The 22,683-nt window shown below is 73.8% G+C and carries 16 protein-coding genes and 1 pseudogene; 12 read left to right on the top strand and 5 right to left on the bottom strand.

The annotated features are described in order from the left end of the window. Positions 1 to 91: 91 nt before the first annotated feature. The 4 genes from FF36_RS18205 to FF36_RS18190 all read left to right on the top strand — a co-directional run bounded on the left by FF36_RS18205 (position 92) and on the right by FF36_RS18190 (position 4,957). Positions 92 to 613, top strand: a complete 522-nt coding sequence (locus FF36_RS18205; protein ID WP_044886293.1) for a DoxX family protein — start codon at positions 92 to 94, stop codon at positions 611 to 613. Positions 614 to 683: 70 nt separating this feature from the next. Beyond that, positions 684 to 1,619: an alpha/beta fold hydrolase gene (locus FF36_RS18200; RefSeq protein WP_173667310.1), complete on the top strand. Its 936-nt coding sequence runs from the start codon at positions 684 to 686 to the stop codon at positions 1,617 to 1,619. Between the two features lie 38 nt (positions 1,620 to 1,657). Further along, entirely contained in the window at positions 1,658 to 2,608 is a 951-nt protein-coding gene (locus FF36_RS18195) for a GNAT family N-acetyltransferase (protein ID WP_044886292.1), read from the top strand. A 306-nt stretch (positions 2,609 to 2,914) separates the two neighbouring features. After that, a complete protein-coding gene (locus FF36_RS18190) occupies positions 2,915 to 4,957 on the top strand; it encodes a substrate-binding domain-containing protein (RefSeq protein ID WP_052681208.1) in 2,043 nt (680 codons plus the stop codon). 48 nt (positions 4,958 to 5,005) lie between these two features. Here the strand turns inward: FF36_RS18190 and FF36_RS18185 are convergent, their stop codons facing one another. Further along, positions 5,006 to 5,254 carry a DUF6158 family protein gene (locus tag FF36_RS18185; protein WP_011601946.1) on the bottom strand — a complete coding sequence of 83 codons (249 nt, stop codon included), beginning with the start codon at positions 5,252 to 5,254 and terminating at the stop codon, positions 5,006 to 5,008. Positions 5,255 to 5,786: 532 nt separating this feature from the next. On the opposite strand from FF36_RS18185, the gene FF36_RS18180 reads away from it, so the two are divergent. From FF36_RS18180 to FF36_RS18165, 4 genes are all read left to right on the top strand, one after another. After that, positions 5,787 to 7,115 (top strand): sensor histidine kinase, encoded by a 1,329-nt coding sequence (locus tag FF36_RS18180; RefSeq protein ID WP_242422598.1) that lies wholly within the window; start codon positions 5,787 to 5,789, stop codon positions 7,113 to 7,115. Further along, positions 7,112 to 7,918 carry a response regulator gene (locus FF36_RS18175; protein ID WP_044886291.1) on the top strand — a complete coding sequence of 269 codons (807 nt, stop codon included), beginning with the start codon at positions 7,112 to 7,114 and terminating at the stop codon, positions 7,916 to 7,918. The genes FF36_RS18180 and FF36_RS18175 overlap by 4 nt, the downstream gene beginning before the upstream one ends. Positions 7,919 to 8,055: 137 nt before the next feature. After that, positions 8,056 to 8,739: a hypothetical protein gene (locus FF36_RS18170; RefSeq protein WP_082122015.1), complete on the top strand. Its 684-nt coding sequence runs from the start codon at positions 8,056 to 8,058 to the stop codon at positions 8,737 to 8,739. A gap of 516 nt (positions 8,740 to 9,255) precedes the next feature. Next, a complete protein-coding gene (locus FF36_RS18165) occupies positions 9,256 to 11,586 on the top strand; it encodes an Hsp70 family protein (protein WP_044886289.1) in 2,331 nt (776 codons plus the stop codon). 107 nt (positions 11,587 to 11,693) lie between these two features. On the opposite strand, the gene FF36_RS18160 is transcribed toward FF36_RS18165, so the two are convergent. The 3 genes from FF36_RS18160 to FF36_RS18150 all read right to left on the bottom strand — a co-directional run bounded on the left by FF36_RS18160 (position 11,694) and on the right by FF36_RS18150 (position 14,795). Next, positions 11,694 to 12,491, bottom strand: coding sequence for a dienelactone hydrolase family protein (locus FF36_RS18160; RefSeq protein ID WP_242422597.1), 798 nt, complete (start codon positions 12,489 to 12,491; stop codon positions 11,694 to 11,696). Positions 12,492 to 12,598: 107 nt separating this feature from the next. Further along, positions 12,599 to 13,081 (bottom strand): hypothetical protein, encoded by a 483-nt coding sequence (locus FF36_RS18155; protein WP_236706064.1) that lies wholly within the window; start codon positions 13,079 to 13,081, stop codon positions 12,599 to 12,601. A 364-nt stretch (positions 13,082 to 13,445) separates the two neighbouring features. Beyond that, a complete protein-coding gene (locus FF36_RS18150; RefSeq protein WP_479686789.1) occupies positions 13,446 to 14,795 on the bottom strand; it encodes a phosphorothioated DNA-binding restriction endonuclease family protein in 1,350 nt (449 codons plus the stop codon). A 232-nt stretch (positions 14,796 to 15,027) separates the two neighbouring features. Here FF36_RS18150 and FF36_RS18145 point away from each other — a divergent pair. From FF36_RS18145 to FF36_RS18135, 3 genes and pseudogenes are all read left to right on the top strand, one after another. Next, a pseudogene (locus FF36_RS18145) lies at positions 15,028 to 15,714 on the top strand (response regulator transcription factor); the annotation flags it as partial. A gap of 271 nt (positions 15,715 to 15,985) precedes the next feature. Next, positions 15,986 to 17,923 (top strand): sensor histidine kinase, encoded by a 1,938-nt coding sequence (locus FF36_RS18140; RefSeq protein WP_044886287.1) that lies wholly within the window; start codon positions 15,986 to 15,988, stop codon positions 17,921 to 17,923. A gap of 87 nt (positions 17,924 to 18,010) precedes the next feature. Beyond that, positions 18,011 to 20,455 carry an ArnT family glycosyltransferase gene (locus FF36_RS18135; RefSeq protein WP_044886286.1) on the top strand — a complete coding sequence of 815 codons (2,445 nt, stop codon included), beginning with the start codon at positions 18,011 to 18,013 and terminating at the stop codon, positions 20,453 to 20,455. A gap of 350 nt (positions 20,456 to 20,805) precedes the next feature. Here the strand turns inward: FF36_RS18135 and FF36_RS18130 are convergent, their stop codons facing one another. Beyond that, positions 20,806 to 21,078, bottom strand: coding sequence for a DUF433 domain-containing protein (locus tag FF36_RS18130; protein ID WP_242422595.1), 273 nt, complete (start codon positions 21,076 to 21,078; stop codon positions 20,806 to 20,808). A gap of 133 nt (positions 21,079 to 21,211) precedes the next feature. Here FF36_RS18130 and FF36_RS18125 point away from each other — a divergent pair, with 133 nt between their 5' ends. Continuing rightward, entirely contained in the window at positions 21,212 to 22,615 is a 1,404-nt protein-coding gene (locus FF36_RS18125; protein WP_199865429.1) for a bifunctional glycosyltransferase family 2/GtrA family protein, read from the top strand. Positions 22,616 to 22,683: the final 68 nt, after the last annotated feature.

Raw genomic sequence — 22,683 nt, 5'->3', positions numbered from 1 at the left:
GTCTTCGCCGGCAACCCGATACTGTCTGCGCTGCGGCAGCGGTGCGACGCCACGCCGTCCACCCAGGTAGCCCGTCCCGAGGAGGAGACACGTGACATCGCCTGACACCGCGGCCCTGGTGCTCCGGGTCATCGTGGGTCTCACTCTGGTCGCCCATGGCTACAACCACGTCTGGGGGCCGGGTGGGATCAAGGGCACGGCCGGCTGGTTCCAGAGCATGGGGCTGCGTCCGGGCATCGTGCACGCCTGGGCCTCCGGGCTCGTCGAGCTCGCCGCGGGATTCGGGCTGGTCTTCGGCTTCCTCACCCCGTTCAGCGCCGGCGGCATCATCGGCACGATGGTCGTCGCGGGCATCACGGCGCACCGCAACAACGGCTTCTTCATCTTCAAGCCGGGCCAGGGTTACGAGTACGTCCTGATGATCGCGGTTGTCTGCGCGGCAATCGGCATTCTCGGCCCCGGCAAGGCGTCCCTGGACCACGCGATCGGTATCGAGCTCGACGGCTGGGCCGGCGGCCTGATCGCGATCCTGCTCGGCGTCGGCGGGGCCGCGCTGCTGCTGGTGACCGCCTGGCGGCCGGAGCGCAAGCCGGCAGCGCCGACCAAGGTCTGAGCACACCGCACACCGCACACCGCCCAGCACCCGTCGCCGGGCGCGGCACGGGGGCGCCCGGGCGAACAGTGTGCTCATACTGACCTACGTGCCTACGAACTCCGACAGTGGACGGCTGGCCTCGGCGACGTCCGGCCCGTCCCTGCGCATCCCCAGCGGCGGGCTGACCCTCGCCGCGGACGCCTACGGCGACGACACCGATCCTCCGGTGGTCTTACTCCACGGTGGCGGCCAGACCCGTCACTCCTGGCGGCGCACCGCCCGCCGGCTCGGTGCGGACGGCTGGTACACCCTCACGGTGGATCTGCGCGGCCACGGCGACTCCGACTGGTCCCCCGAGGGTGACTACGCCCTCGACGCCTTTGCCGACGACGTGCTCGCCCTGCGCCGCGCCCTCGGCCGGCCGCCGGTGCTCATCGGCGCCTCGCTGGGCGGGATCGCCTCCCTCGCCGCCGTCGGCCGCGACCCCGACGTCGCGCGCGGTCTCGTCCTCGTCGACGTGTCGCCGTTCCTGCAGCCCCGGGGCACCGGACGGATCATGGAATTCATGCGGGCCGCGCCGGACGGCTTCGCCTCCGTGGCGGACGCCGCCGACGCGGTGGCCGCCTACCTGCCGCACCGGGAGCGCCCGCGTGACCCGGCCGGGCTGCGCAAGAACCTCCGCTTCGCCGACGGACGCTGGTACTGGCACTGGGATCCGGCGTTCGTCTTCCCGCCGGAGGGCCACGACCCGCGGCTGCGGCTACGTACGCCGCTGGAGGAGCTGTCCGCCATCGTGACGAGGCTGCGGATCCCGACCATGCTCGTGCGGGGCGGCCAGTCCGACGTGCTCGGCGAGGACGACGCCCGCCGGTTCCTCGACCTCGCCCCGCACGCGGAGTACTGCGACGTCGCCGGGGCTCACCACATGGTGGCCGGCGACGACAACGCCGTCTTCGACGTGCGGATCCTCGACTTCCTCCAGCGCCGGATCCGGCCCCGCCTGGTGCTGGGCCCCGCCGGCTGACCGGCGTCCCCCCACCCGCTGGGATAGTCCTGACCTCGATGGACGCCGCACCGGACGCGATCCCACCCGAGGATGCTGGCCCGCCCACGGTCGCCGGCCTGCTGCTGGCGGCTGGGGCGGGGCGGCGGATGGGGCGCGCCAAGGCGCTGGTGGAGCTCGGCGGTGAGACCCTCGCCGCGCGGGGCGTCCGCCTACTCGCCGACGGCGGGTGTGCGCCGGTCGTGGTCGTCGTCGGCGCCGCCGCGGACGAGGCCGGCGCCGCCCTGGCCGCTCTCGCCGCCGCGGGTCCGCGCCTGGTGCGGGCGGAGGGCTGGGCCGAGGGGATCGGTGGCTCCCTGCGGGCCGGGCTCGAAGCCCTCGCCGGCACCGGCGCGCACGCCGCCGTCGTGACGCTGGTCGACCAGCCCGGCCTGACCGCGGCCGCGGTCCGCCGCCTGATCGACGCCGCCGCCCCGGCCGGCGCGTACCGGCGGTACGCGGCGCTGACCGCCACCTACCGCGGGCGGCCGGGCCATCCCGTCCTGCTGCGCCGGGCGGTCTGGGCCGACGTCGCCGGCCTCGCCCGCGGGGAGGTCGGCGCGCGGGCCTGGCTGCGCGCCCATCCCGACGCCGTCGGCCGGGTCGCCTGCGACGGCCTCGGCACCCCCGCGGACGTCGACACCCCTGCCGACCTCGCCGGCATCGGGGAGGATGCCCCCATGGACCTGTCTGTCACCGATAATCCCGAACGCTTCCGCTACGAGGCACTCACGCCCACCGGCGAGGTCGCCGGTTTCGTGCAGTACCAGAAGCGGCCGGATCGGATCATCTTCATCCACACCGAGGTGAGTCCGGAGTTCTCCGGTCAGGGAGTGGGTTCCGCCCTCGCCACCGCGGCGCTGGACGATGTTCGCCGGCAGGGCCTCGCCGTGGTCCCGCAGTGCCCCTACATCCGCGCGTTCATCGAACGCCATCCGGCCTACGCCGATCTCGTCGCTGCCGACGCGTGAGCCGCGGCCGTCCGCTGCGGAGCGAACATCCGGGCTGGTAGGACACCATGCCGACGACGCAAGAAACGGAGGAACAACGCCGAGCCCCGGCATTCCAAGATGAGCTGACGACCGGCCCGCGGCTGGGCAGTATCGGCGGCACGAAAACCGATACGAGGCACAACGCTCCCGATTCCCGAATCGGCGGGGGACGACGGGGAGCGCGGTCGACCGTTGCGCGGTGGGCTCGGCGGGAGAAGTAGTCACATCATCGTGGTGGCGGCGGGTTCGGAACAGGCGCGGCGCCTCCCGTGAAAGGACGTCTGTGTGTCCGGCGCCCGTCATCGGTCCCCAGGTGGAGGCAGTCGCGGCGCCGGGCCGCGCCGGCCTGATGGGCGTGTCCGCAGGTCACCGCGCGGGCGGTTCGCACGGCCCGGGCGGCCCGCGCAGCCCGGACGGGTCGGCCCCGACGGGCGGCGGCGGCGGGGCTGGCGGGCCCGCGGGGTCGGTCTCGGCGCGGTCAGCAGTGCCGCCCTGCTCGTCCTCGGCGGCCTCACGGTCACCGGCGTCGGGTTCGCGGCGGCGTCCGTCTGGCATGGCGGCCCGCCGGACGAGTGCGCCGACGGCACCGCCCGGACCACGCTGACGATCACCACCGCCCCGACCCTCACCGCGCCGATCAGCCGGCTGGCCGCCGAGTTCAGCCGAGCGCACTCCGACCAGGACGGGCCCTGTGTGGCCTTCGACGTGTCCGCCACACCGTCCGACCGGGCGCTCGACGCGTTGTCGCGGCCGAACGCGCCCGGTTCGACCGTTCCGGACGTGTGGATCCCCGAGTCGGCGGACTGGCTGGAGCTGGGGCAGGAGTCGAACACCGCGGCGCAGCAGTTGCCGGCACGGGCGACGACGATCGCCGGCTCTCCCGTCGTCATCGCGATGCCCCGGCTGATGGCACAGCGGCTCGGCTGGCCCGAACATCACCTGACCTGGGCCGATCTCGCGGCTGACGCGGACGGGACCGCCTTCTGGCCGGGCCGCGGGGAGCCCCGCTGGGGCGAGTTCCGGCTCGCCATGGCCAACCCCGAGAACTCGGCGGCGGCGCTGCGGGCGGTCATCGGCACGGTCGGCGCGGCGCGGCGGCTGGCTCCCGCGGACATGACGCCGGGCACCTTCGACCAGGACCGCGCGGCCCAGGCCACGGTGCTGCACCTGGAACGCGCGATCGACTGGCTGCCGCAGTACGACCACCAGCTGTTCGACTCGGTCCGCGACGGCGGCACGGAGAACGGCGCCGCCGGCAGTGCGCCGTCCGCCTTCCCCGCCCTGGAGTCCGACGTCATCGCCTACAACCGGGCGCTGGCGGCCCGGACGGGGCCCAGGTCCGCGACGACCCTGGTCGCCTCCTATCCCGCCGACGGCGCGTTCACGGCGACGGTTCCCTACATCGTCCTGAAGCGGACGACGGATTCGGCGCCCAGGCGCGCCGCGGCGGACGCCTTCGCGGCCTACCTGCGCGGCGACGCCGGGCGGCGGGCCCTGACCGCGGCCGGCTTCCGCACCCCGACGGAACTGGCGGGCCGCGACGACCCGGGCGGGCTGTCGGCGACCCTCAACGCGACCGACGGCGTGCGCTCCACCCCGCCGAGACTCGCCAGTACGGACGCCTCGGACAGCGTGCTCGGAACCGCCCGCCGTTTCTTCCGGCACAGCCGTGAACGCGGGGCCACCCTCGCCGTGCTCGACACGTCCGGCTCGATGGCGCTGCCGCTGACCGGCGACGCCGGTCGCACGCGCCTGCAGGCGGCCACGGACACGGCGCTGACCGGCCTGCGGCTGTTCGCGCACGACAGCGAGGTCGGCCTCTGGCAGTCCTCCGCCGAACTGCCCGGCGGCCACCGGGAACTGGCCCCGCTCGCCCGGCTGGACGCCGCGGGCCACGCCGGCACCCAGCGCGACGACCTGACCGCGGCGCCGGCGGACCTGCAACCCGCCGGCAGCACCGACCTGTACTCGACCGCCGTCGCGGCCGTGCGCGAGCTGACCGCCAGGTTCGCCCCCGGCCGGCTCAACCAGGTCGTCCTGTTCACCGACGGCGACGCGGACACGGGCGGCGACGATCACGCCGACGGCAAGCAGCCGGGGCGGCGCGCGGCGACGAGCCGCGAGCCGACGCTCGACCAGGCCGTCTCCGCGCTGCGGGCCGCCGCCGATCCGCACCGGCCCGTCCAGCTCATCGTCATCGCCTGCGATCCCGGCGCGGATCTCGCCAGCCTGCAGCGCCTGGCCGGGGCCACGGGCGGCCACGCGTACCTCGCCCCGGACGCGGACGGCCTGTTCGACATCTACGTCGACACGCTGACCGGCGCCTAGCCCGAGCCGGCCCGCGACACCCGCCGGTCAGCCCGCGACGCCCGCCGGTCAGCCCGCGACGCCGGCCGCGCGGCGCCGGCCGGCCCGGGTGCGCCGCGGATCGGGGCTGGCGGCCTGCGGGAAGCGGCGCAGGTACTCGCGTTCGAGCTCCAGCATGCGCGCCGTATGAGTCTCGAACGCGTCCTCGCTGCCGGCGATGAAGGCGTCGTGCCGGGTCCGATGCAGGTGCCGCAGCTCGCGGACGAGGTCGTCGTCGGCCAGGTTGGGGGCGGGGATGCCCTCGGGTCGGTGCGTCATGACCTGGGTGTACCCGCTCCGCCACCAGCCTTCGCGCCGATCCCCGGTCCGTGGGCCCAGCCGACCCACGGTGACAGCCGACCCACGGTGACAGCCCGCCCGTGGTCACATCGGAGGCGGAACCGGCGGGGGGCCGAGCTGCGGGACGAGCTGCGGGACGGGGTCCGGTTCGGGGCCCGGCGGAACGGGATCGGGGCCCGGGCCGGGTGGGACAGGATCCGGGCCGGGACCGGGCGGCACCGGGTCGGGCCCCGGACCGGGCGGTACCGGATCGGGTCCCGGGCCCGGCGGCACCGGATCGGGGACGGGCGTCGGCGGGACGGGGTCCGGAGGCGTCGGAAACGGGCCCGGGCCGGGCGGCGGCAGGACCGCCGTGCCCCCTGCCGCGCGCTGGCCCGGCTCCGGAGCAGGGATGAGGCAGATGGTGTCCATCTCGTGGCGGTGCCCACGCGACGCCCGGCGCACACCGCACACGACCGGATCAGACGCGGGGGGTGGCCGCGCCACCGCTCGGTCACTACCGTTGCGACCTATGACCGGGCTGGACGGATCCGCGAATCCGCCCTGGGCCGTCGTCCACCGCACCGAGCAGCGCATGTCGCGGATGGTCGGGTATGCGCGGGCCGCCTGCGCGACGTTCGTGGTCATCCCGCTGTTCGGGTGGGACCGGCTGCGTCACCCCTGGCTCGCCGTGCTGATCGTGGTCGCCGCCGCCGGCGAGGCAAGCTGGTTCGCCTGGCAGGCGTGGCACGGGCCGGACCGGCTGTCCCGGCGGCTGGTGCTCACCGACGTCACCTTCTGCGTGGCGCTGATGCTGGTCGGCTCCCGCGCGGCGCAGCCGCACGAGCGCAACAAGCTGATGACCGAGCTGGTGCCGTTCAGCCTGGTGGCCTCGGCCGGCGTCGGGTTCGGCCTGGGGCTCGGGCTGCTCGCCGTGGCCGCGGTGGTGACCCTGATGACGGCGTGGAGCCTGGCGGTGCTGCCGGACGTCTCCCTCAAGCTCGGCTCGGACCTGCTGGGCTTCGCGCTGTGGTACGTCGTCGCGATGCTCATCGCCCGGGAGCTGCGGACGCTGTCCGCGGCGACCGCGGCCGCCCAGGACGCCGCCAGGACCGCCGGCCGGCTCGCCGTGGAGCAGGAACGGGAGGCCGAGAGCCTGCGCCAGCGCGAGATCACCCACCGGGAGATCCACGACTATCTGCTGCCCATCGTCGACCACGTCGCCGGCGGCGGCCTGCCCTCCTCCGCACTGGTCCGGGAGGCCCGCCGCGGGGCGCAGCGGGCCCGGCGGATCATCATGGACCCGCGCGGGCTGGACCCACGGGTCCTCAACGGCGACGGCAGCGGCAGCGACGGCAACGGCAACGGCGACGGCGGGACGCCCGAGCCGGGCGAGACCGGGTTCGAGGCGATGATGTCGGCGGTCGTCGACACGTTCGCCGACGAGGGCCTCGCGCTCGTCCCCTTCGTGGCGATCCAGGGCGAGCCGCCCGTGCCGGTGCGCGAGGCGCTGGTCGCCGCGACCCGGGAGGCGCTGCGCAACATCGTGCGGCACGCCGGCGAGGTGGACGAGGTCAGCCTGTTCGTCGAGGGCGGCGCCGACGCGGTTCTCGTCGTCGTCCGCGACCGGGGCGTCGGGTTCGACCCGGCGACGGTCCGTCCGGGCGGCGGGATGAGCGGCAGCTATCAGGCTCTGCGCCGGCACGGCGGGCAGGCGCTCGTCACCGCCCGACCGGGCGACGGCGTCAAGGTGACGCTGCGCTGGCCGGCCCCGCCCACGCCGCCCGGTGGTGGGACGCCCTCGTCCCCGTCCGACGACGGCGCGCCGTCCCCGGGGCCCGGGCGGGCGGGCCCGCGGTGAGCGCCGAACGCCGACCGATCTCGGTGGCGATCATCGACGACCATCCGATCGCCACCGAGTCGCTGGCCGCCCGCTTCGCCGGCGCCGGGTTCTCGGTCCTCGCGCCGGCCCCGAGCCTGGAGGCGTTCGACCGCGGCGCCACGGCCGACGTGGTCGTCTGCGACCTGCATCTGCCCGGGATCTCCGGCGCCGCGGCCGTGGCCGACCTGCACGCCCGCGGCCTGCCCGTCCTGGCGACGTCCGGGGTGGCGACGCCCGACGAGGTGCTCGACGCGATCGCCGCGCAGGCCCGCGGGTTCGTCGACAAGACGGCGCCGGCGCAGCAGTTCGTGGCCGCGGTGACCGCCGTCGCCGCGGGCGGCTACCACGTCTCCGCCCGCCTCGCCGGCTTCCTGCTGGAGGACGCGCAGCGGCGGCCGCTGTCGCGCGGCGAGATCGGCGCCGACGAACGCAACCTGCTGCGCGGCCTCGCCCAGGGGGATCACCTCGACGAGCTGTGCGCCGAGTGGGGGCTCGCGGCGCCCGACGCACACGGCCTGCTCGCCCGGATCTTCGACGCCGCCCGCCGCCGGCGCCGCCTGCACCGGCCCTCGCCGCGGGAGGCCGAGGTGATGGTCCTCGTCGGGTGCCGGGGGCTGTCCCACAAGGAAGCGGCCCGGGCGATGAACGTCAAGACCAGCGTCGTCGCCGACTACCTGCGCACGGCACGGGCCAAGTACCTCGCGAGCCATCCCGACGCCCCGCCGACGATCCCCCCGAGCGCCGCCGCCGCGATCTGGGCCCGCGAGCTCGGCTTCGACTGAGCCCGACCGATCCCCGCCCGAACCGTCCGATCCCCACCCGAACCGTCCGATCGCCGCCCGAACCGTCCTGAGCGCGCCACGCCTGGGTCGGCGTCCCGGCGGCGCCGAGAGTTTCTCTGCCCCGTCCCCCGGTTTTCGTGGGATTGCCCGACGTCTCCTGCGCCCACACCCTCGTCAGGATGGGTGGCGGCGGCGAGGAGGGGGACCGGACGCGGGCGGACCGACTGCGTGCCGTGTTCCTCGCCTCCTTCCTCGACGCGGCGGCGCTGCCACCCGGAATGTGCCGGATCAGGGCGCCCGACGCCGCGGCCCCGCCGTCCGGCGGCCGGACGGTGCACCAGGGCAAGGCCGTCTGGCTGGGTGCGCCCGACGCGGAGCTCTACCGGCTCGACGACACGCGCTGGCTGCTACCGAGCCGGCGCCGGGCCGGCAAGCTCGCCCGGGAGCTGCTCGGACCACCGATCACCCCGCCGCTCGCAGGTGCGACAGACGACCCACGCTGTGCACGCGGGGGCGACGACCCGGCGATGGCCGGGGCGGGCGGCGCTGGGCCGAGTACCGGCGGGAGGGGCTCGGGGCAGGTCCGGCTGCACGTCGTCCGCGACACCCCGAGCGCCGGGCACGTGAGCATTCTCCAGGTCGGGCCCGTGGTGGCGCGGCTACAGGCCGTCCCTGGTGAGGGTTCGGCGCTGCCGGACGGCCTCGCCGCCGACCTCGGCCGGCTGGTCGCGCGGCAGATCTCGGCGCTGGACGGCGCGGCTGTGGACCTGCGCCGGCCTGCCTGGCACCCCGCCCGGTGGAGGTCCCGACCGGACCGGTGACGACGACGGACAGGACGACGACAGACAGGACGACGGGGGAAAACCAGCGGGAAACCGGACTTCGACGGCTTGCGCCGGCGCTTTTCCCCCGATGAATCGGGGATGGTCTGCGCCGTCGGCATCCCGCAGGATGAGTCCTGGGACCACGCCGGTGCGACGGGTCAGGCCAGTTCGTCGGGGGGACGAGACGGCCAGGTGCCGCGTCGGGGGCGCACCGGCGTGGTTCCGCGGACTGCCGGCCTTTTCGGGGGAGGCCGGCAGTCCGCCGCTCGTTCCGCGCTGCGCCCCAGCCACCGCGCCCTGGTCACCGCGCCCTGGTCACCGCGCACCCGCCGGCACCCGACCGGCCACGGCCGGGCCACCCTGCGCACGACGGCCCACGGCGGAGCGCAACCACGGGCCGCGACCAGATACGGACGGACGGTCCCGTTATCCTGCCGTTTGACGAGGGTGTCGACGCCTGCCCCGATCGGCGCCGCTACGATCTGCCCACCAGAAACGTGGACAGGGGGTGCCGTGGGCGAGCCGATCCTCGCGATCGACTACGGTACCTGCAGTGCCCGGGCGGCTCTTGCCGTCGAAGGCCGCATCGAACCGGTTCGGGAACCCGCCAGCGGCTCGGTGAGCTGGCCGGCGTCGGTGTTCGCCGACGGGGGCAACCTGATCGTCGGTACCCTCGCCGAACGCCGCAAGCGGATCTGGCCCGCCGCCTACCGCGGCGAGATCAAGCGCGACCTGGCCCGCGACGGCGCCGTCCCCCTGGATGGCCGTGGCTACCCCGCGCACGTGCTGGTCACCGCCGTGCTCGGCGCCCTGAAGGCGGAGGCGGAGCAGCAGCTCGGCGGGCAGTCGCTGACCCGGGCCGTCGTCACCGTGCCGGCGAGCTACGACCCGGCCGGCCCGCTGCGCAGGCTCATGATCGCGGCGGCGGAGGCCGCCGGCTTCGTCGACGTGGACCTACTCGCCGAGCCGGTCGCCGCGGCCTGGTCGCCGCTGGTCGGCGCCGAGCCGGAGCCCGGTTCGCTGATGCTCGTCTACGACCTCGGCGGCGGGACGTTCGAGGGGGCGCTGGTCTCGGTCGGCGAGAACGGCCGGCACGAGATGATCGCGCACGCGGCGCTGCACGACTGCGGCGGGCGCGACCTCGACCAGATCCTCTTCGACGAGATCCTCGGCCTCTACGGCCCGGGGCTGGAGCCGCTGCTCAACCCGCCGGGCATCGGCGACATGTACCAGACCACGGCCAGCCGCACCCGCCACGAGCTGCTCGACTTCGCCCGCGCGGTCAAGCACCAGCTCACCGACATCGCCGTCGTCGAGGACGTGTTCAGCCCGGCCGGCCTGCTGGTCAGCATGCAGCGCGACCGGTTCGCCCAGCTCGCCTCGCCGACCCTGGCGCGCACGATGGCCTGCTGCCAGCATCTGGTGGAGAGTGCGGGGTACGGGCCGGACAAGCTCGGCGGGGTGCTCCTCGTCGGCGGCAGCTCACGCATCCCGGTGGTGACCGACGTCCTGGAGGGCCGGCTCGGGGTCGGCACCGACTGGCCCGGCCAGCAGTTGTTCTCCCCGGTCGACCCGGAGCTCGCCGTCGTGCTCGGCGCGGCGGCCTGGGCGTCGTCGGTGTCGACCCGGCGGACCACCGCCGCGCGGCCGAACCCGGTGGAGCAGCCGGCCCGCTGGGACATCCCCGGCGGGCGGGCGACGATGGTGCGCTGGCTGGTCGAACCGGGCGAACGTTTCGACCCGGGCGCCGTGCTGGCTCGCGTCCGGCTGACCGACGGCTCCCTGTTCGACCTGGCCGTCGAGGCGCCGGGCAGCCTCATCCACACCCACGCCGAGCCGGGCACGCCGGTCCGCGACGCCGACTGGCTCGCGACCACCCTGCCCTCGGGACCGGCGCCGCTGGGGTCGGCGGGCGCCGCGGACCTGCGCGGCTTCGAACGCAGCAGCCGCCCGTCGCTGCGCGTGGAGGTCACCGCGCGGGCCACGCTCAAGGGCCACGAACGCGACGTCACCTCCGCCGCCTTCTCCCCCGACGGCGCGCTGCTCGCCACCACCAGCAAGGACGGCACCCGGCTGTGGGACGTGGCGACCGGCCGCGTGGCGCTGACGCTGAGCGGGCGCAAGAGCCTGGTCGTGCACGGCTGCGCGTTCTCCCCCGACGGCAAGCTGCTGGCCACCACCGGCAGCGACAAGACCGCCCGGATCTGGGACGTCGCCTCCGGCCGGCAGACGGTGACGCTGACCGGTCACCGCGGCCCGGTCTACGGCTGCGCCTTCTCCCCCGACGGGGCCCTGCTCGCGACCACCGGCACCGACCGCACCGTGCGGCTGTGGGGCTCGTCGACCGGCAAGAACATCGCCACCTTCAACGGGCACCGCGGCACGGTCTACGGCTGTGCGTTCTCCCCGGACGGCCGGCTGCTGGTCTCCGCGGGCGCCGAGTCCACGCTGCTGTGGGACGTCTCCGTCGGGGAGGCCATCATGAACCTGCCGGGGCACACGAACTTCGCCGGCGGCTGTGCCTTCTCCCCCGACGGCAGCCTGCTGGCGACCGCCGGCAACGAGGGCACCCGGCTGACCGACGCGGGCAGCGGCAGCACCGTCGCGACCCTGCCCGGCTCGGCGCAGAGCTGCGCGTTCTCCCCCGACGGACGGCTGCTGGCGACGGCGAGCACCGACGACACGGCCCTGCTGTGGGACGTCTCGACCGGCGCGGCGATCGCCACCCTCACCGGCCACAGCAGCACCGTGATGAGCTGTGCCTTCGCCCCCTTCGGCCTGCTGCTCGCGACGACCAGCACGGACATGACCGCCCGCCTCTGGGACATCATCTACACGCCGTAACGCCGCGCGCCGGCCGTTTCCTTGCCCTTCCAGAGGGACGAATCAGGCGCAGAACCCTCCAGAGGGGCAAGGAACCCCGCCTCAGCCAGGAACCTCGGGCCGGCGCGTCAGCCGGTGGGCAGTTCCCGCGCGAACAGCGCCGTGACCTGCTCCCAGTGCCGCTGCGCGGCCGCGGCGTCGTAGCTGGGGTTGTCCGCGACGGCGAAGCCGTGGGCGGCGGTGTAGTGCTCCAGCTCGTAGCGGGCGCCGGCCTTGTCCAGCGCCGCGGTGAGCAGCTCCTGCTGCTCCGGCGTGCAGGACTGGTCGTTCGCCGCGACGCCGAAGTAGAGCGCCGCGCGGAGGTCGTCCGCCCGCAGGTGCGGGCTGGTCGGCTCCTCGGTGGCGATGCCACCGCCGTGGATGGACGCGGCGGCCGCGACCCGGTCCGGGATGGCGCCGGCCACGGTGAAGGCCATCAGCCCGCCCCGGCAGTAGCCGACGACGCCGACCTTGTCGGCCCGCACGTCGGACCGCGCGGCCAGCACCTCGAGCAGCGCCGCGGTGTCCTGCACGACCAGCGCCGGGGCCGCCTTGCCCATCACGGCCATCAACTCGGCGCGTAGATCGGGATCGGACCACACCTTGCCCACGTCGAACGAGATCTTGCCGGATCGGTAGAAGAAGTTCACCAGCGCCACCGCGTAGCCGCGCGAGGCGAACTGGGCGGCCATGTCGTGCATGACCGGCCGGACGCCGCCGGCGTCCGGGTAGAAGATCACGACCGGCGGCGTCGTGCCCCCGCCGTCGTCGGGGGTGTGCAGGTACACGTCCATCACACCGTCGGCCGTGCGTACATCAAGTTCGGTAACGGGCACTCGGTTCGCCTCCCGCTGGTACGGCCCCGGCCTGGTGCCGGGCGCAGCCATGACGGCAAGCAGCATCCTCCATGCCGCGCCGAGACGGCACAGACGGCCTGCGCGGATGCGGTGAGCGCCCGCACCACCACGTCAGGCGACCGGCCCGGCGAGAAGGCTCAGGCGGGACGCGCGGAGTCCGCGGCGGCGAGGTCGTCCGTCGCGTCCGCGGGCGGGCACTGCAGGCCGAAGTCGTCGAGCACGGCGGTCGGCGCGACACCGCAGCCCACCTCGTAGGTGCCGAGCTGGACGAGCTTCCAGCCGCCGTCGGTGCGGTGCAGCACGCCCTCCGCCCGATCGAGGTCCGCGACCGTCGGGTGCAGCTCCGTGTACGCCCAGCTCGGATCGCTGCTCGCGAGGCGGGTGCCGGCGACCTCGTAGTTCCTGGTCGGAACCTGCGCCGTGTACGGGCTGGTGCGCACCGCCTTGTCGATGGCGTCGGCATCGCGCGCGGAGGGGGCGACGGTCTCGGCGGCGACGTCGCGGACGGGCGCCACGATCACCCCGGTGCTCGCGGTGGCGGATGAGGACCCGGTACAGGCGAAGGCAGTTCCCACCGTGACGACTCCCGCGGTGACCAGAGTGGCTGTGGGCAGTACCACCCGACGCGCCACGCGAGGGCGCACGCCATGGCGGGCGGACTGAGGACGACGGTGTCGAGCCATGCGGAGCACCTACCCAGTTTGCGCGGGTGAACCCCCCCTTGGGGTGCAGTTCCCAGGTCGTCCTCCCGACAGACCACAGCGTGCTCTCCAGGGGTACCCACTGTCACCTGGGTGACAGCCGTGTGACGTCGGCATCGTCACCGCGGGACGCCGCCGACACCGTCGTGGACCGGTCCGCCGACTGGTAGCCCGGTCGGGCCCCACGACCTACCGAACAGCGCCACCGGACAGGTCGGGCTGGCCTAGGACGTTCGGGGCGCGCGCGCGTACCCTCGCCGGCGGTGACGCCCGGGGGTAGCGGTTAGTTGATCGTCCAGGTCGGCGTCGAGGAGGCGTCGGATCCCCACACCACCGAAACACCTGCAGCGGAGCACAGATCTAGGAGGTCGGGACGCGGCTTCCTGGGCACCAGGAGGACCAAGCGGGGCGGTGGTTCAAAAAAACGGCGGTAGTCGATGAGCTGACCGATGGCCATGCGAACGGCTTCTCGCGTGACGGTGCCTTTGGCTTCAATGAGTTCGCCGGTCGTCTCGTCGAAGAGATCTGTGAACAGGGGGCTAGGTTCATTGGGAGGAAGAATCCGCTTTCGACACACCTCATGGCCGAGGGATCGAAGATGCTCGCTGTAGGCACCGACGAGCGCGGCTTCGCGCCGGAAGGCGGTGGTTGGCTCAGCCGGAGAGGTCATTGCGTACTGTTCAGCGTTCGACGCCTCCACCGGGACGGAGGTGACCCTGCTGATCGTCGTGGGAGTCTCAGGGAGGTCTGCATCGATCGACTGCACCGGCCCCTGCGGACGTAGCCGAAACATGATGACCGTCCGCAGCGGCCCCCCGTTGGTTTCTGGCGCTTCGCTCGTGTACCACGGGCGATCGGGATCGATCTCGAACGCCCCGAGATACTCAACGCCATCCCGCACGACGCGAAAAAGACGAAGCGTGCGGCCGTCCCTCCGGTGCCCCAGGATGGCCTGATTCCCCTGTACCATCCGCTGATCACCGAGCTGCCCTTCCCCGGTGTAGTGGAAACATCCATCGTCGCCCCACCCGTCGAAGTAGCCGTGTGACCTCCCCCGTATCGGGTCCGTGAAGAGCAGCACATTGGGAGTGGAGCGGGACGGGCCGATTCCGCCCTGCCGTCGACCGCCATACTGCGCGTGGACGTCGCGACGGACCACCACAACCCCCGGCTGAATCTCCCAGAAGCCAGCGTCTGGGCCGGCGGGACCTGCCGCCCGGTCAAGGAGACGATGCAGCGCCGCCGCGAACTGTTCACGGTTGCGCTCGTCTCGTAGCAGTTCAAAGGCGGGCGCAGAGAGTCCAAACTCGGGATCCTCCCGATCCAGCCACCGGCGTGGCTGCGAGCTGTGTGCCGCAGGCGCTGCTGAGCTGGCGCGGATCTCCCAGAGCGGGGAATGCCTCAGCGCCACCACGGGATACTCAGGTGCTACTCGTCCACGGTTCTCGACCCCGCCCGCGACCAGCGCAGCCGCCAGCTCGTCGCGGACTTCCGACCAGCGACGGAGCCGCACTCCATCCCCGATGCGCTCCACCGCCCACAGCAGCGTCAACGACTGGTGCGGTAGCGGGACGCCCCGAGCCGATGCCCTCCGAAGCATCGTCAAACCGCTTAAAGCGTCATCTAGATGCACTAGGCAACGATACGGTCACTCTGTCCGATTTGCACGAGATCTCACGGAAAGCTCGTCGCGGCCAAACGGCTAGTAGCTGCGGCCACCGGGGTCAGGTCGACGCTCTCGCCGCCCGCCGGGTCTGGACCGAGGTGCTGCGCCTACCGATCCGGCCGCCTCGCCTCGGCCGCTCACAGGAAGTTCACAGGTGGGACTCAGGTAACGGCTAGGCATTCGGGAGAAGCTGTCCCCTATGCAACCGGTGCGGGTACTCGTGGTGGACGACGAGACGACGCTGGCGGAGCTGCTGTCGATGGCGCTGCGCTACGAGGGGTGGGAGGTGCGCAGCGCCGGGGACGGGCGCGGCGCGCTGCGGCTCGCGCGCGAGTTCCGGCCGGACGCCGTGGTGCTCGACATCATGCTGCCCGACATGGACGGGCTGGAGGTGCTGCGCCGGCTGCGGGCGGAGAGCCCGGACGTCCCCGTGCTGTTCCTGACCGCGCGCGACGCCGTCGAGGACCGGGTGGCCGGGCTCACCGCCGGCGGCGACGACTACGTGACGAAGCCGTTCAGTCTGGAGGAGCTCGTCGCCCGGCTGCGCGGGCTGATGCGCCGCGCGGCGCGGACGACCGAGGCGCTGCAGGGCGCGCGGCTCGTCGTCGGCGATCTGACCATGGACGAGGAGAGCCGCGAGGTGGCGCGCGGCGGCGTCCCGGTGCACCTGACCGCGACCGAGTTCGAGCTGCTGCGCTTCTTCATGCGCAACCCGCGCCGGGTGCTCAGCAAGGCGCAGATCCTCGACCGCGTCTGGAACTACGACTTCGGTGGGCAGGCGAACGTCGTCGAGCTCTACGTCTCCTACCTGCGCAAGAAGATCGACGCCGGCCGCCCGCCGATGATTCACACGATGCGCGGCGCCGGCTACGTGCTGCGACCGGCCGAGGCCGACCATCCGGCGGCTCGGGCGGACGGCCCCTCCGCCATGCCTCGCTCCGCGACGGCCCGCGCCGGCGCGTTCGGCACCGCCGCGGGCGCGGGCGCCGGGTCGGCCACGGCCGTCCCCGGTGCGGGCGCAGCCGGCGTGATGCAGAGCCGCGCGGACCTCGGACGGGCGGCGCAGCTCGCGCCGGAAGCCACCGAGACCGGCCGGCCCAACCGGTCCGGCGGACCGGGCGGGGGCCATTGGCGCACCCGCCGGAGCTGACGCGACGATGGCCTCCGTGCAGCCCGCCGACCCGACGATCGAGGTCGGGCCCTCGGCGCGCGCTGGTCGTCGGCGCGCGCACCGCGACCGGCACGGCTGGTCGGTAGCCCCGTCCCGCTGGTCACTGCGGACACGGCTGCTCGCGCTGCTCATGGTGTTGCTCGCCACCGTGTCGCTGGCGATCGTGTTCGTCACCGCGGTGGCGTTGCGCGGCGTCCTGCTCGACCAACTCGACCACCGGCTGTACGAGGCAAGCAAGCGGTGGGACCGCCCCCCGCCGTCGCGGTTCTTCGACACGCCCCTGCCGCAGCAGCTCCCCGGCGACGGATCGGGCTCCGGATCAGGCACGATCCCCGCGCCGGGCTACGGCTACGGATCGGGCTCGGGCACGGGCTCGGGCACGACAACCTCCTGGCAGCCTGCCGCCACCACGGCCACCACGGCCAGCGGGAGCAGCACGACCGGCACCACCTCGGCACGCGCAGTCACGGCTCAAGGGGGATCCGTGCGCGTGATCTCCCCCGCGGTCTCGAAGACAACAGCGGCCGGCGCCACGGCGGCCGGCACGACGACAGCCGGGACGACGACGGCCGCGGTGCAGACGCTGTACGGCGTGAGCGGCCGCACCCTGCTCAGCCGCTTCTTCGCCGGGCCGGTCGAGCCCGGCATGCTGGCCGCGGTCATCGACGACTCCGGCATCTACGGCGCCTACATCGGTTCGGCCGACTCCGCGCAGGTGCTCTCCGCCAGTCAGGCCGCCGCCGTCGCGGCCGTCCCGCGCGACAACGGAACGCATACTCGCGGTCTCGCGGACGCCGGCGACTACCGGCTGCTCAGCCGCACCCAGGCGGACGGCACCACCGTCGTCACCGGCCTGCCGATGAAGCAGGTCAACGCGACGCTGACCAAGATGGCCGCCATCGCCGGCGCGGTCGCGCTGGCGGGGGTGGCCGCGGCGGCGCTCGCCGGCACGGTGATCGTCCGGGTGACCCTGCGACCGCTGCGCCGGGTCGCGGCGACCGCGTCCCGCGTCGCGGAGATCCCGCTCGACCGGGGCGAGGTGGCGCTGTCGATCCGCGTGCCGGACGTCGACACCGACCCGAGGACCGAGGTCGGCCAGGTGGGTTCGGCGCTCAACAGGATGCTCGGTCACATCGGGGCGGCGCTGGCGGCCCGGCATGCCAGCGAGACGCGGATGCGGCAGTTCCTCGCAGACGTCAGCCACGAGCTGCGCACCCCGCTCGCCGCGATCAGCGGCTACGCGGAGCTCACCCGGCGCACCCGCGAGCCCGTCCCCCCCGACGTCACCTACGCGATGAGCCGGGTCGAGTCGGAAAGCGCGCGGATGACGGCCCTGGTCTCGGACCTGCTGCTGCTCGCGCGGCTCGACTCCGGGCGCCCGTTGGAGCACGAGCCGGTCGACATCTCCCGGATGGTCGTCGACGCCGTCAGCGACGCGCACGTCGCCGCCCCCGACCACCGCTTCGCGCTCGACCTGCCCGAGGAGCCGGTCACCGTCACCGGCGACTCGGCCCGGCTGCACCAGGTGCTCGCGAACCTGCTGGCCAACGCCCGCGCCCACACCCCGCCGGGTACCCGGGTGACGGCCAGCCTGGCGGTCACCGACGACGAGGTCACCGTCGCCATCGTGGACGACGGCCCCGGCATCCCTCCCGACCTGCTGCCCGAGGTCTTCGAGCGCTTCGCCCGCGGGGACAGCTCCCGATCCCGGGCCGCGGGCAGCACCGGGCTCGGTCTCGCCATCGTCGCCGCCGTCGTCGAGGCCCACCATGGCCGGGTGGAGGCGACCAGCCGACCCGGGCGCACGGCCTTCGTCGTCGCGCTGCCGCGCTGGTCGGCCGCGGTCTCGGCACAGGGCGAGCCGGCGACCCCGGCGACCATGACCCCGGTCCTGACCGCGCTGCCAGGACCGTCGGCGATGTGAGGTGGAGACGGCCCCAGGCCGAGCTTCACAGGTTGCGCACAGGCAGAGCACAAGGACTCGAAAGGTCGATGGCCCAGGGTGACCCTTATGTCGCCCACTCTCACCGACCCGATTCCGCACGCCGGGGGTCGGCGCGCTCAGGGACACCGTCGCCGGCTGCCGTGGAGCAGGACGGACCCCGCTGCACCGACGGACCCCGCTGCACCGACGGACCACGACGCGCCGACGGACCACGACGCGCCCACCGTTCTCGGGCCCGCCACCGAGGACACCGCACCGCCCGCCGCCGCAGAGCCGGACCCGCGTTGGGTCCGCCCGGCGCTGATCGTCCTGCTGGTCGGCACCGGCGTGCTGTATCTGTGGGACCTGAGCGCCTCGGGCTGGGCCAACGCCTTCTATTCGGCTGCGGTCCAGGCGGGCTCGGTGAGCTGGAAGGCGTTCTTCTACGGCTCCTCGGACGCCGGCAACTCGATCACCGTCGACAAGCCGCCGGCCTCCCTGTGGGTGATGGCGCTGTCGGCCCGCATCTTCGGGTTGAACTCGTGGAGCCTGCTCGTCCCGCAGGCGTTGATGGGCGTGGGCACCGTCGGGCTGCTCTACGCGACGGTGCGCCGCCAGGTTTCCGCCGGGGCGGGGCTGCTCGCCGGCGCGGTGCTCGCGCTCACCCCGGTGGCGGCGCTGATGTTCCGGTTCAACAACCCGGACGCGCTGCTGGTTCTCCTGCTCGTCGCCGGCGCGTACGCGACGCTGCGCGCGGTGGAGCAGGCCAGCACCCGCTGGATGGTGCTGGCCGGCGTGTTCGTCAGCTTCGCGTTCCTGACGAAGCTGCTGCAGGCGCTGGTCGTGGTGCCGATCTTCGCGCTGGTCTACCTGGCCTGCGCGCCGACGTCGTTCTGGCGCCGGGTCCGCCAGACGCTGGCCGGCGGCCTCGGCCTGCTGATCCCCGCCGGGCTGTTCATCGCGATCGTGGAACTGGTCCCCGACTCGTCGCGGCCGTACATCGGCGGCTCCCAGCACAACAGCCTGCTGGAGCTCACCCTCGGTTACAACGGGCTCGGCCGGCTCACCGGCAACGAGACCGGCAGCGTCGGCGGCGGTGGAGCCGGCGGCCGCCGCGGCTTCGGCCTACTCCAGAACGGCGCGGCCGCGGCGCTGCCGGGCGGCGGCACGGGCACGGGCGGTGCGGCCGGGCTGGCGAACGGCGCCGCCGGCGGGATGCCGTTCCCGGGCGGCGGTGGCCCCGGCGGCGGGCGCGGCGGCATGTGGGGCTCGACCGGCTGGACCCGGATGTTCGGCTCGGAGGTCGGCGGTCAGATCTCCTGGCTGCTTCCGGCCGCGCTGATTCTGCTGGTCGCCGGGCTGTGGATCACCCGACGGGCACCGCGCACCGACCGGCTGCGGGCCGCGTTCGCACTCTGGGGTGGCTGGCTGCTCGTCACCGGGATCATCTTCAGCCAGATGAAGGGCATCTTCCACGCCTACTACACGGTGGCCCTGGCCCCGGCGGTCGGCGCCCTGGTGGGCATGGGAGCCGTCCTGCTGTGGCGGCACCGGCGTCACCCCGCCGCCGCGCTGGCCGGCGCGGCGACGATCGCGGCGACCACCGCGTGGTCGTGGACGCTGCTGCACCGCACCGCCGACTGGCACCCGTGGATTCGCTACGCCGTGCTGGTCGCGGGCATCATCGCCACGCTCGGCTTCCTCGCCACCGTCCGGCTGCCCCGCCGGGCCTCCATCGGGGTCGCCGCGGTGGCCCTCGTCGCCGGCCTGCTCGGTCCGGGCGCGTACGCGGTGGCCACCGCCGGAACGCCGCACACCGGCTCGATCCCCTCGGCCGGCCCGGCCGGCGCCGGCTTCGGCGGCCCGGGCGGCCCGGGCGGCTTCATGCGCCGCCTGAACGGCCAGCCGGGCGGCACAGGCCGCAACCAGGCAGGCGGCGCCTTCCCGGGCGGCGGCCAGACCGGCACCTTCCCAGGCGGCGGCCAGGGCGGCTTCCCCGGCGGCGGCCAGACCGGCGGATTCCCCGGATTCCCCGGCGGCACGACCGGCGGCGGCACCGGCAACGGCGCGACGGGCAGCCCGGGCACCACCCAGGGCCGGGGCGGCATGCGCGGCGGCATGGGCGGCCTGCTCGACGCCGCGAAGCCGAGCGACGCCATCGTGAAGCTGTTCAAGCAGGACGCCGACTCCTACACCTGGGTCGCGGCCGCGGTGGGCTCGAACAGCGCCGCCGGCTACCAGCTCGCGACCCGCGAACCGGTCATGCCGATCGGTGGCTTCAACGGCAGCGACCCGTCGCCGACCCTGGCGCAGTTCAAGAAGTACGTGACCGAAGGAAAGATTCACTACTTCATCGGTGGCGGCGGCTTCGGCCAGGCCAACGGCGGCAGCAACTCCTCGCAGGCGATCGCCACCTGGGTGACGGAGACCTTCACCGAGAAGACGGTCGGCGGGGTCACCCTCTACGACCTGACCGCCCCCAAGGCGAGCACCGGCACCTCCGCCGCCACCACCACCACCCGCACCACCTGATCCGTCGTCATCACCAGACCGGCCGTGCGCTCCGGGCCCTCCCCCAGGCCCGGAGCACACGGCCGTCGCCGGTCAGGCTTTCGCCGCGTCGCGGCAGATACCCGACAAGGCGCCCACATTCGGAGCACGAAGATTCAATCCACCGGGCGGAAGGGCAGCGGGCGCACGCGCATCCGATCGCGGACGATCGTCACAATCGCGCCGGCCCACAGATCATCGGCAACCCGCGGAAGGTTCGCAAGAAGCGGAAGGTTCGCAAGAAGAAGAATCGATGACGTGACTGACCGGGTAACCACCCTCGCGAAGCCTCACCGCGACGCGAGGAGACAGATTCGCGTCGATGAGGAACTTCACGCCGAAGTGGCCAGTGGTAGCTCTCGTTCGCTGACCGCCGCCGCCGCATAGGCCAGCGCGGCCAGAACATCGGCGTGCTCAAGGTAGGGATAGTCCACAAGGACCTCGCCGATGGATCTACCGGCCGCCAGCTGCCCGATGACCGCACCTACCGTCACTCGCAGGCCACGAATGCAGGGAAGGCCGCCCATACGCTCGGGATCGACGGTGATGCGTTCGAAGGCTACACGATCACTATAGGTCGACGGAAGTGGCTCCGGCCGCGGCACGCGGTGTCCGGGCGTGGTGCGCCACTCTGGTGGGGGTGCCGACGGCTCTGCTCAGGGCGAAGGCTGGAGTCTCACAGGCGGCACACAGCATGGGCACACGGGTGACACAGCTCGCCGACCGAGAGTGAGGAGCATGACGACGTGGATGCCTTCCTCGGCGACCGGAACCGGTGCCCCCACGCAGCGCGTTCCCGTGGAGCAGACGCACGCCAGCACGGCGGTGGAGGACGATGGCCGACCCCGCCCGGTGCTCGATGTCGTCATCCCGGTCTACAACGAGGAGGACGACCTCGCCCCCTGCGTGCGGCGGCTGCACGCGCACCTGCGCGACACGTTCCCCTACCCGTTCCAGCTCACGATCGCCGACAACGCCAGCACCGACGGCACTCTCGGGATCGCGCTGGCGCTGGCGGAGGAGCTGCCCGGGGTGCGCACGGTGCATCTCGACGCGAAGGGCCGCGGCCGGGCGCTGCGCGCGGCCTGGGCGATGTCGCCCGCGCCGGTGCTCGCCTACATGGACGTCGATCTGTCGACCGACCTCGCCGCGCTGCTGCCGCTGGTCGCGCCGTTGATCAGCGGGCATTCGGACCTCGCGATCGGCACCCGGCTCGCCCGCACCTCCCGGGTCGTGCGCGGGCCACGCCGGGAGGTGATCTCCCGCTGCTACAACCTGATCCTGCGCGGGACGCTCGCCGCCCGGTTCTCCGACGCGCAGTGCGGCTTCAAGGCGATCCGGGCCGACGCCGCCGCGGCGCTGCTGCCCCTGGTGGAGGACACCGGCTGGTTCTTCGACACCGAGCTGCTCGTCCTCGCCGAGCGGGCCGGGATGCGCATCCACGAGGTGCCCGTCGACTGGATCGACGATCCGGACAGCCGCGTCGACGTGCTCAACACGGCGATCGCGGACCTCAAGGGGGTCGTCCGGCTGCTACGGGCGCTGGGTACCGGGGCGCTGCCGCTGGCCGAGCTGCGCCGGGAGTTCGGCCGCGGCCCGCTGACCGCCGCGGCCGGCCTCGCCGGCGGCGGCGGGGACGGTAACGGCGGGGACGGTAGCGGCGTGAACGGCGGCGGCATGGACGGTAGCGGCGGGGCGGCGGGAGGGGTGCAGGTGCCGGGAGTGCCGCGGGGGCTGCCGGGTCAGCTCGTCCGCTTCGCCGTCATCGGCGTGGCCAGCACCCTGGCCTACCTGGTGCTGTTCGTCCTGCTGCGGACGGCCACCGGCGCGCAGGCGGCGAACCTGTTGGCGCTGCTCATCACCGCGGTGGCGAACACGGCGGCGAACCGGCGGCTCACCTTCGGGCTCTCCGGTGCGGCCCAGGCCGGCCGCCACCACCTGCAGGGTCTGGTGGTGTTCGCCATCGGGCTGGGGCTGACCAGCGGCTCGCTCGCGACGCTGCACGCGGCGAGCGACCATCCCGGCCGCGGCCTGGAGGTCACGGTCCTCGTGCTGGCGAACCTGCTGTCCACCGTCATCCGGTTCCTGCTGCTGCGGGCCTGGGTGTTCCGCCCGCGCCCGGCGACGCCCGGGGCCCGGTGAGGCCGGACCCGACCCGCAGGGCCCGCCGCCGGGATCGCGCGGCGGGCCCTGCGGGTGCGAAGTCGAGA

It is taken from the genome of Frankia torreyi (assembly GCF_000948395.1).
GTDB classification, from domain to species: domain Bacteria; phylum Actinomycetota; class Actinomycetes; order Frankiales; family Frankiaceae; genus Frankia; species Frankia torreyi.
Note: the sequence above shows the minus strand (reverse complement) of the source record. Positions and strands in the feature narration are given on the sequence as shown.

Bases quoted from the DNA above. Each gene is read 5' to 3' on its own strand.
- FF36_RS18140 (WP_044886287.1), top strand. From the start codon at position 15,986: ATGGCCTCCGTGCAGCCCGCCGACCCGACGATCGAGGTCGGGCCCTCG.
- FF36_RS18180 (WP_242422598.1), top strand. From the start codon at position 5,787: ATGACCGGGCTGGACGGATCCGCGAATCCGCCCTGGGCCGTCGTCCAC.
- FF36_RS18195 (WP_044886292.1), top strand. From the start codon at position 1,658: ATGGACGCCGCACCGGACGCGATCCCACCCGAGGATGCTGGCCCGCCC.
- FF36_RS18135 (WP_044886286.1), top strand. From the start codon at position 18,011: ATGTCGCCCACTCTCACCGACCCGATTCCGCACGCCGGGGGTCGGCGC.
- FF36_RS18125 (WP_199865429.1), top strand. From the start codon at position 21,212: ATGACGACGTGGATGCCTTCCTCGGCGACCGGAACCGGTGCCCCCACG.
- FF36_RS18160 (WP_242422597.1), bottom strand. From the start codon at position 12,491: ATGGCTGCGCCCGGCACCAGGCCGGGGCCGTACCAGCGGGAGGCGAAC.
- FF36_RS18185 (WP_011601946.1), bottom strand. From the start codon at position 5,254: ATGACGCACCGACCCGAGGGCATCCCCGCCCCCAACCTGGCCGACGAC.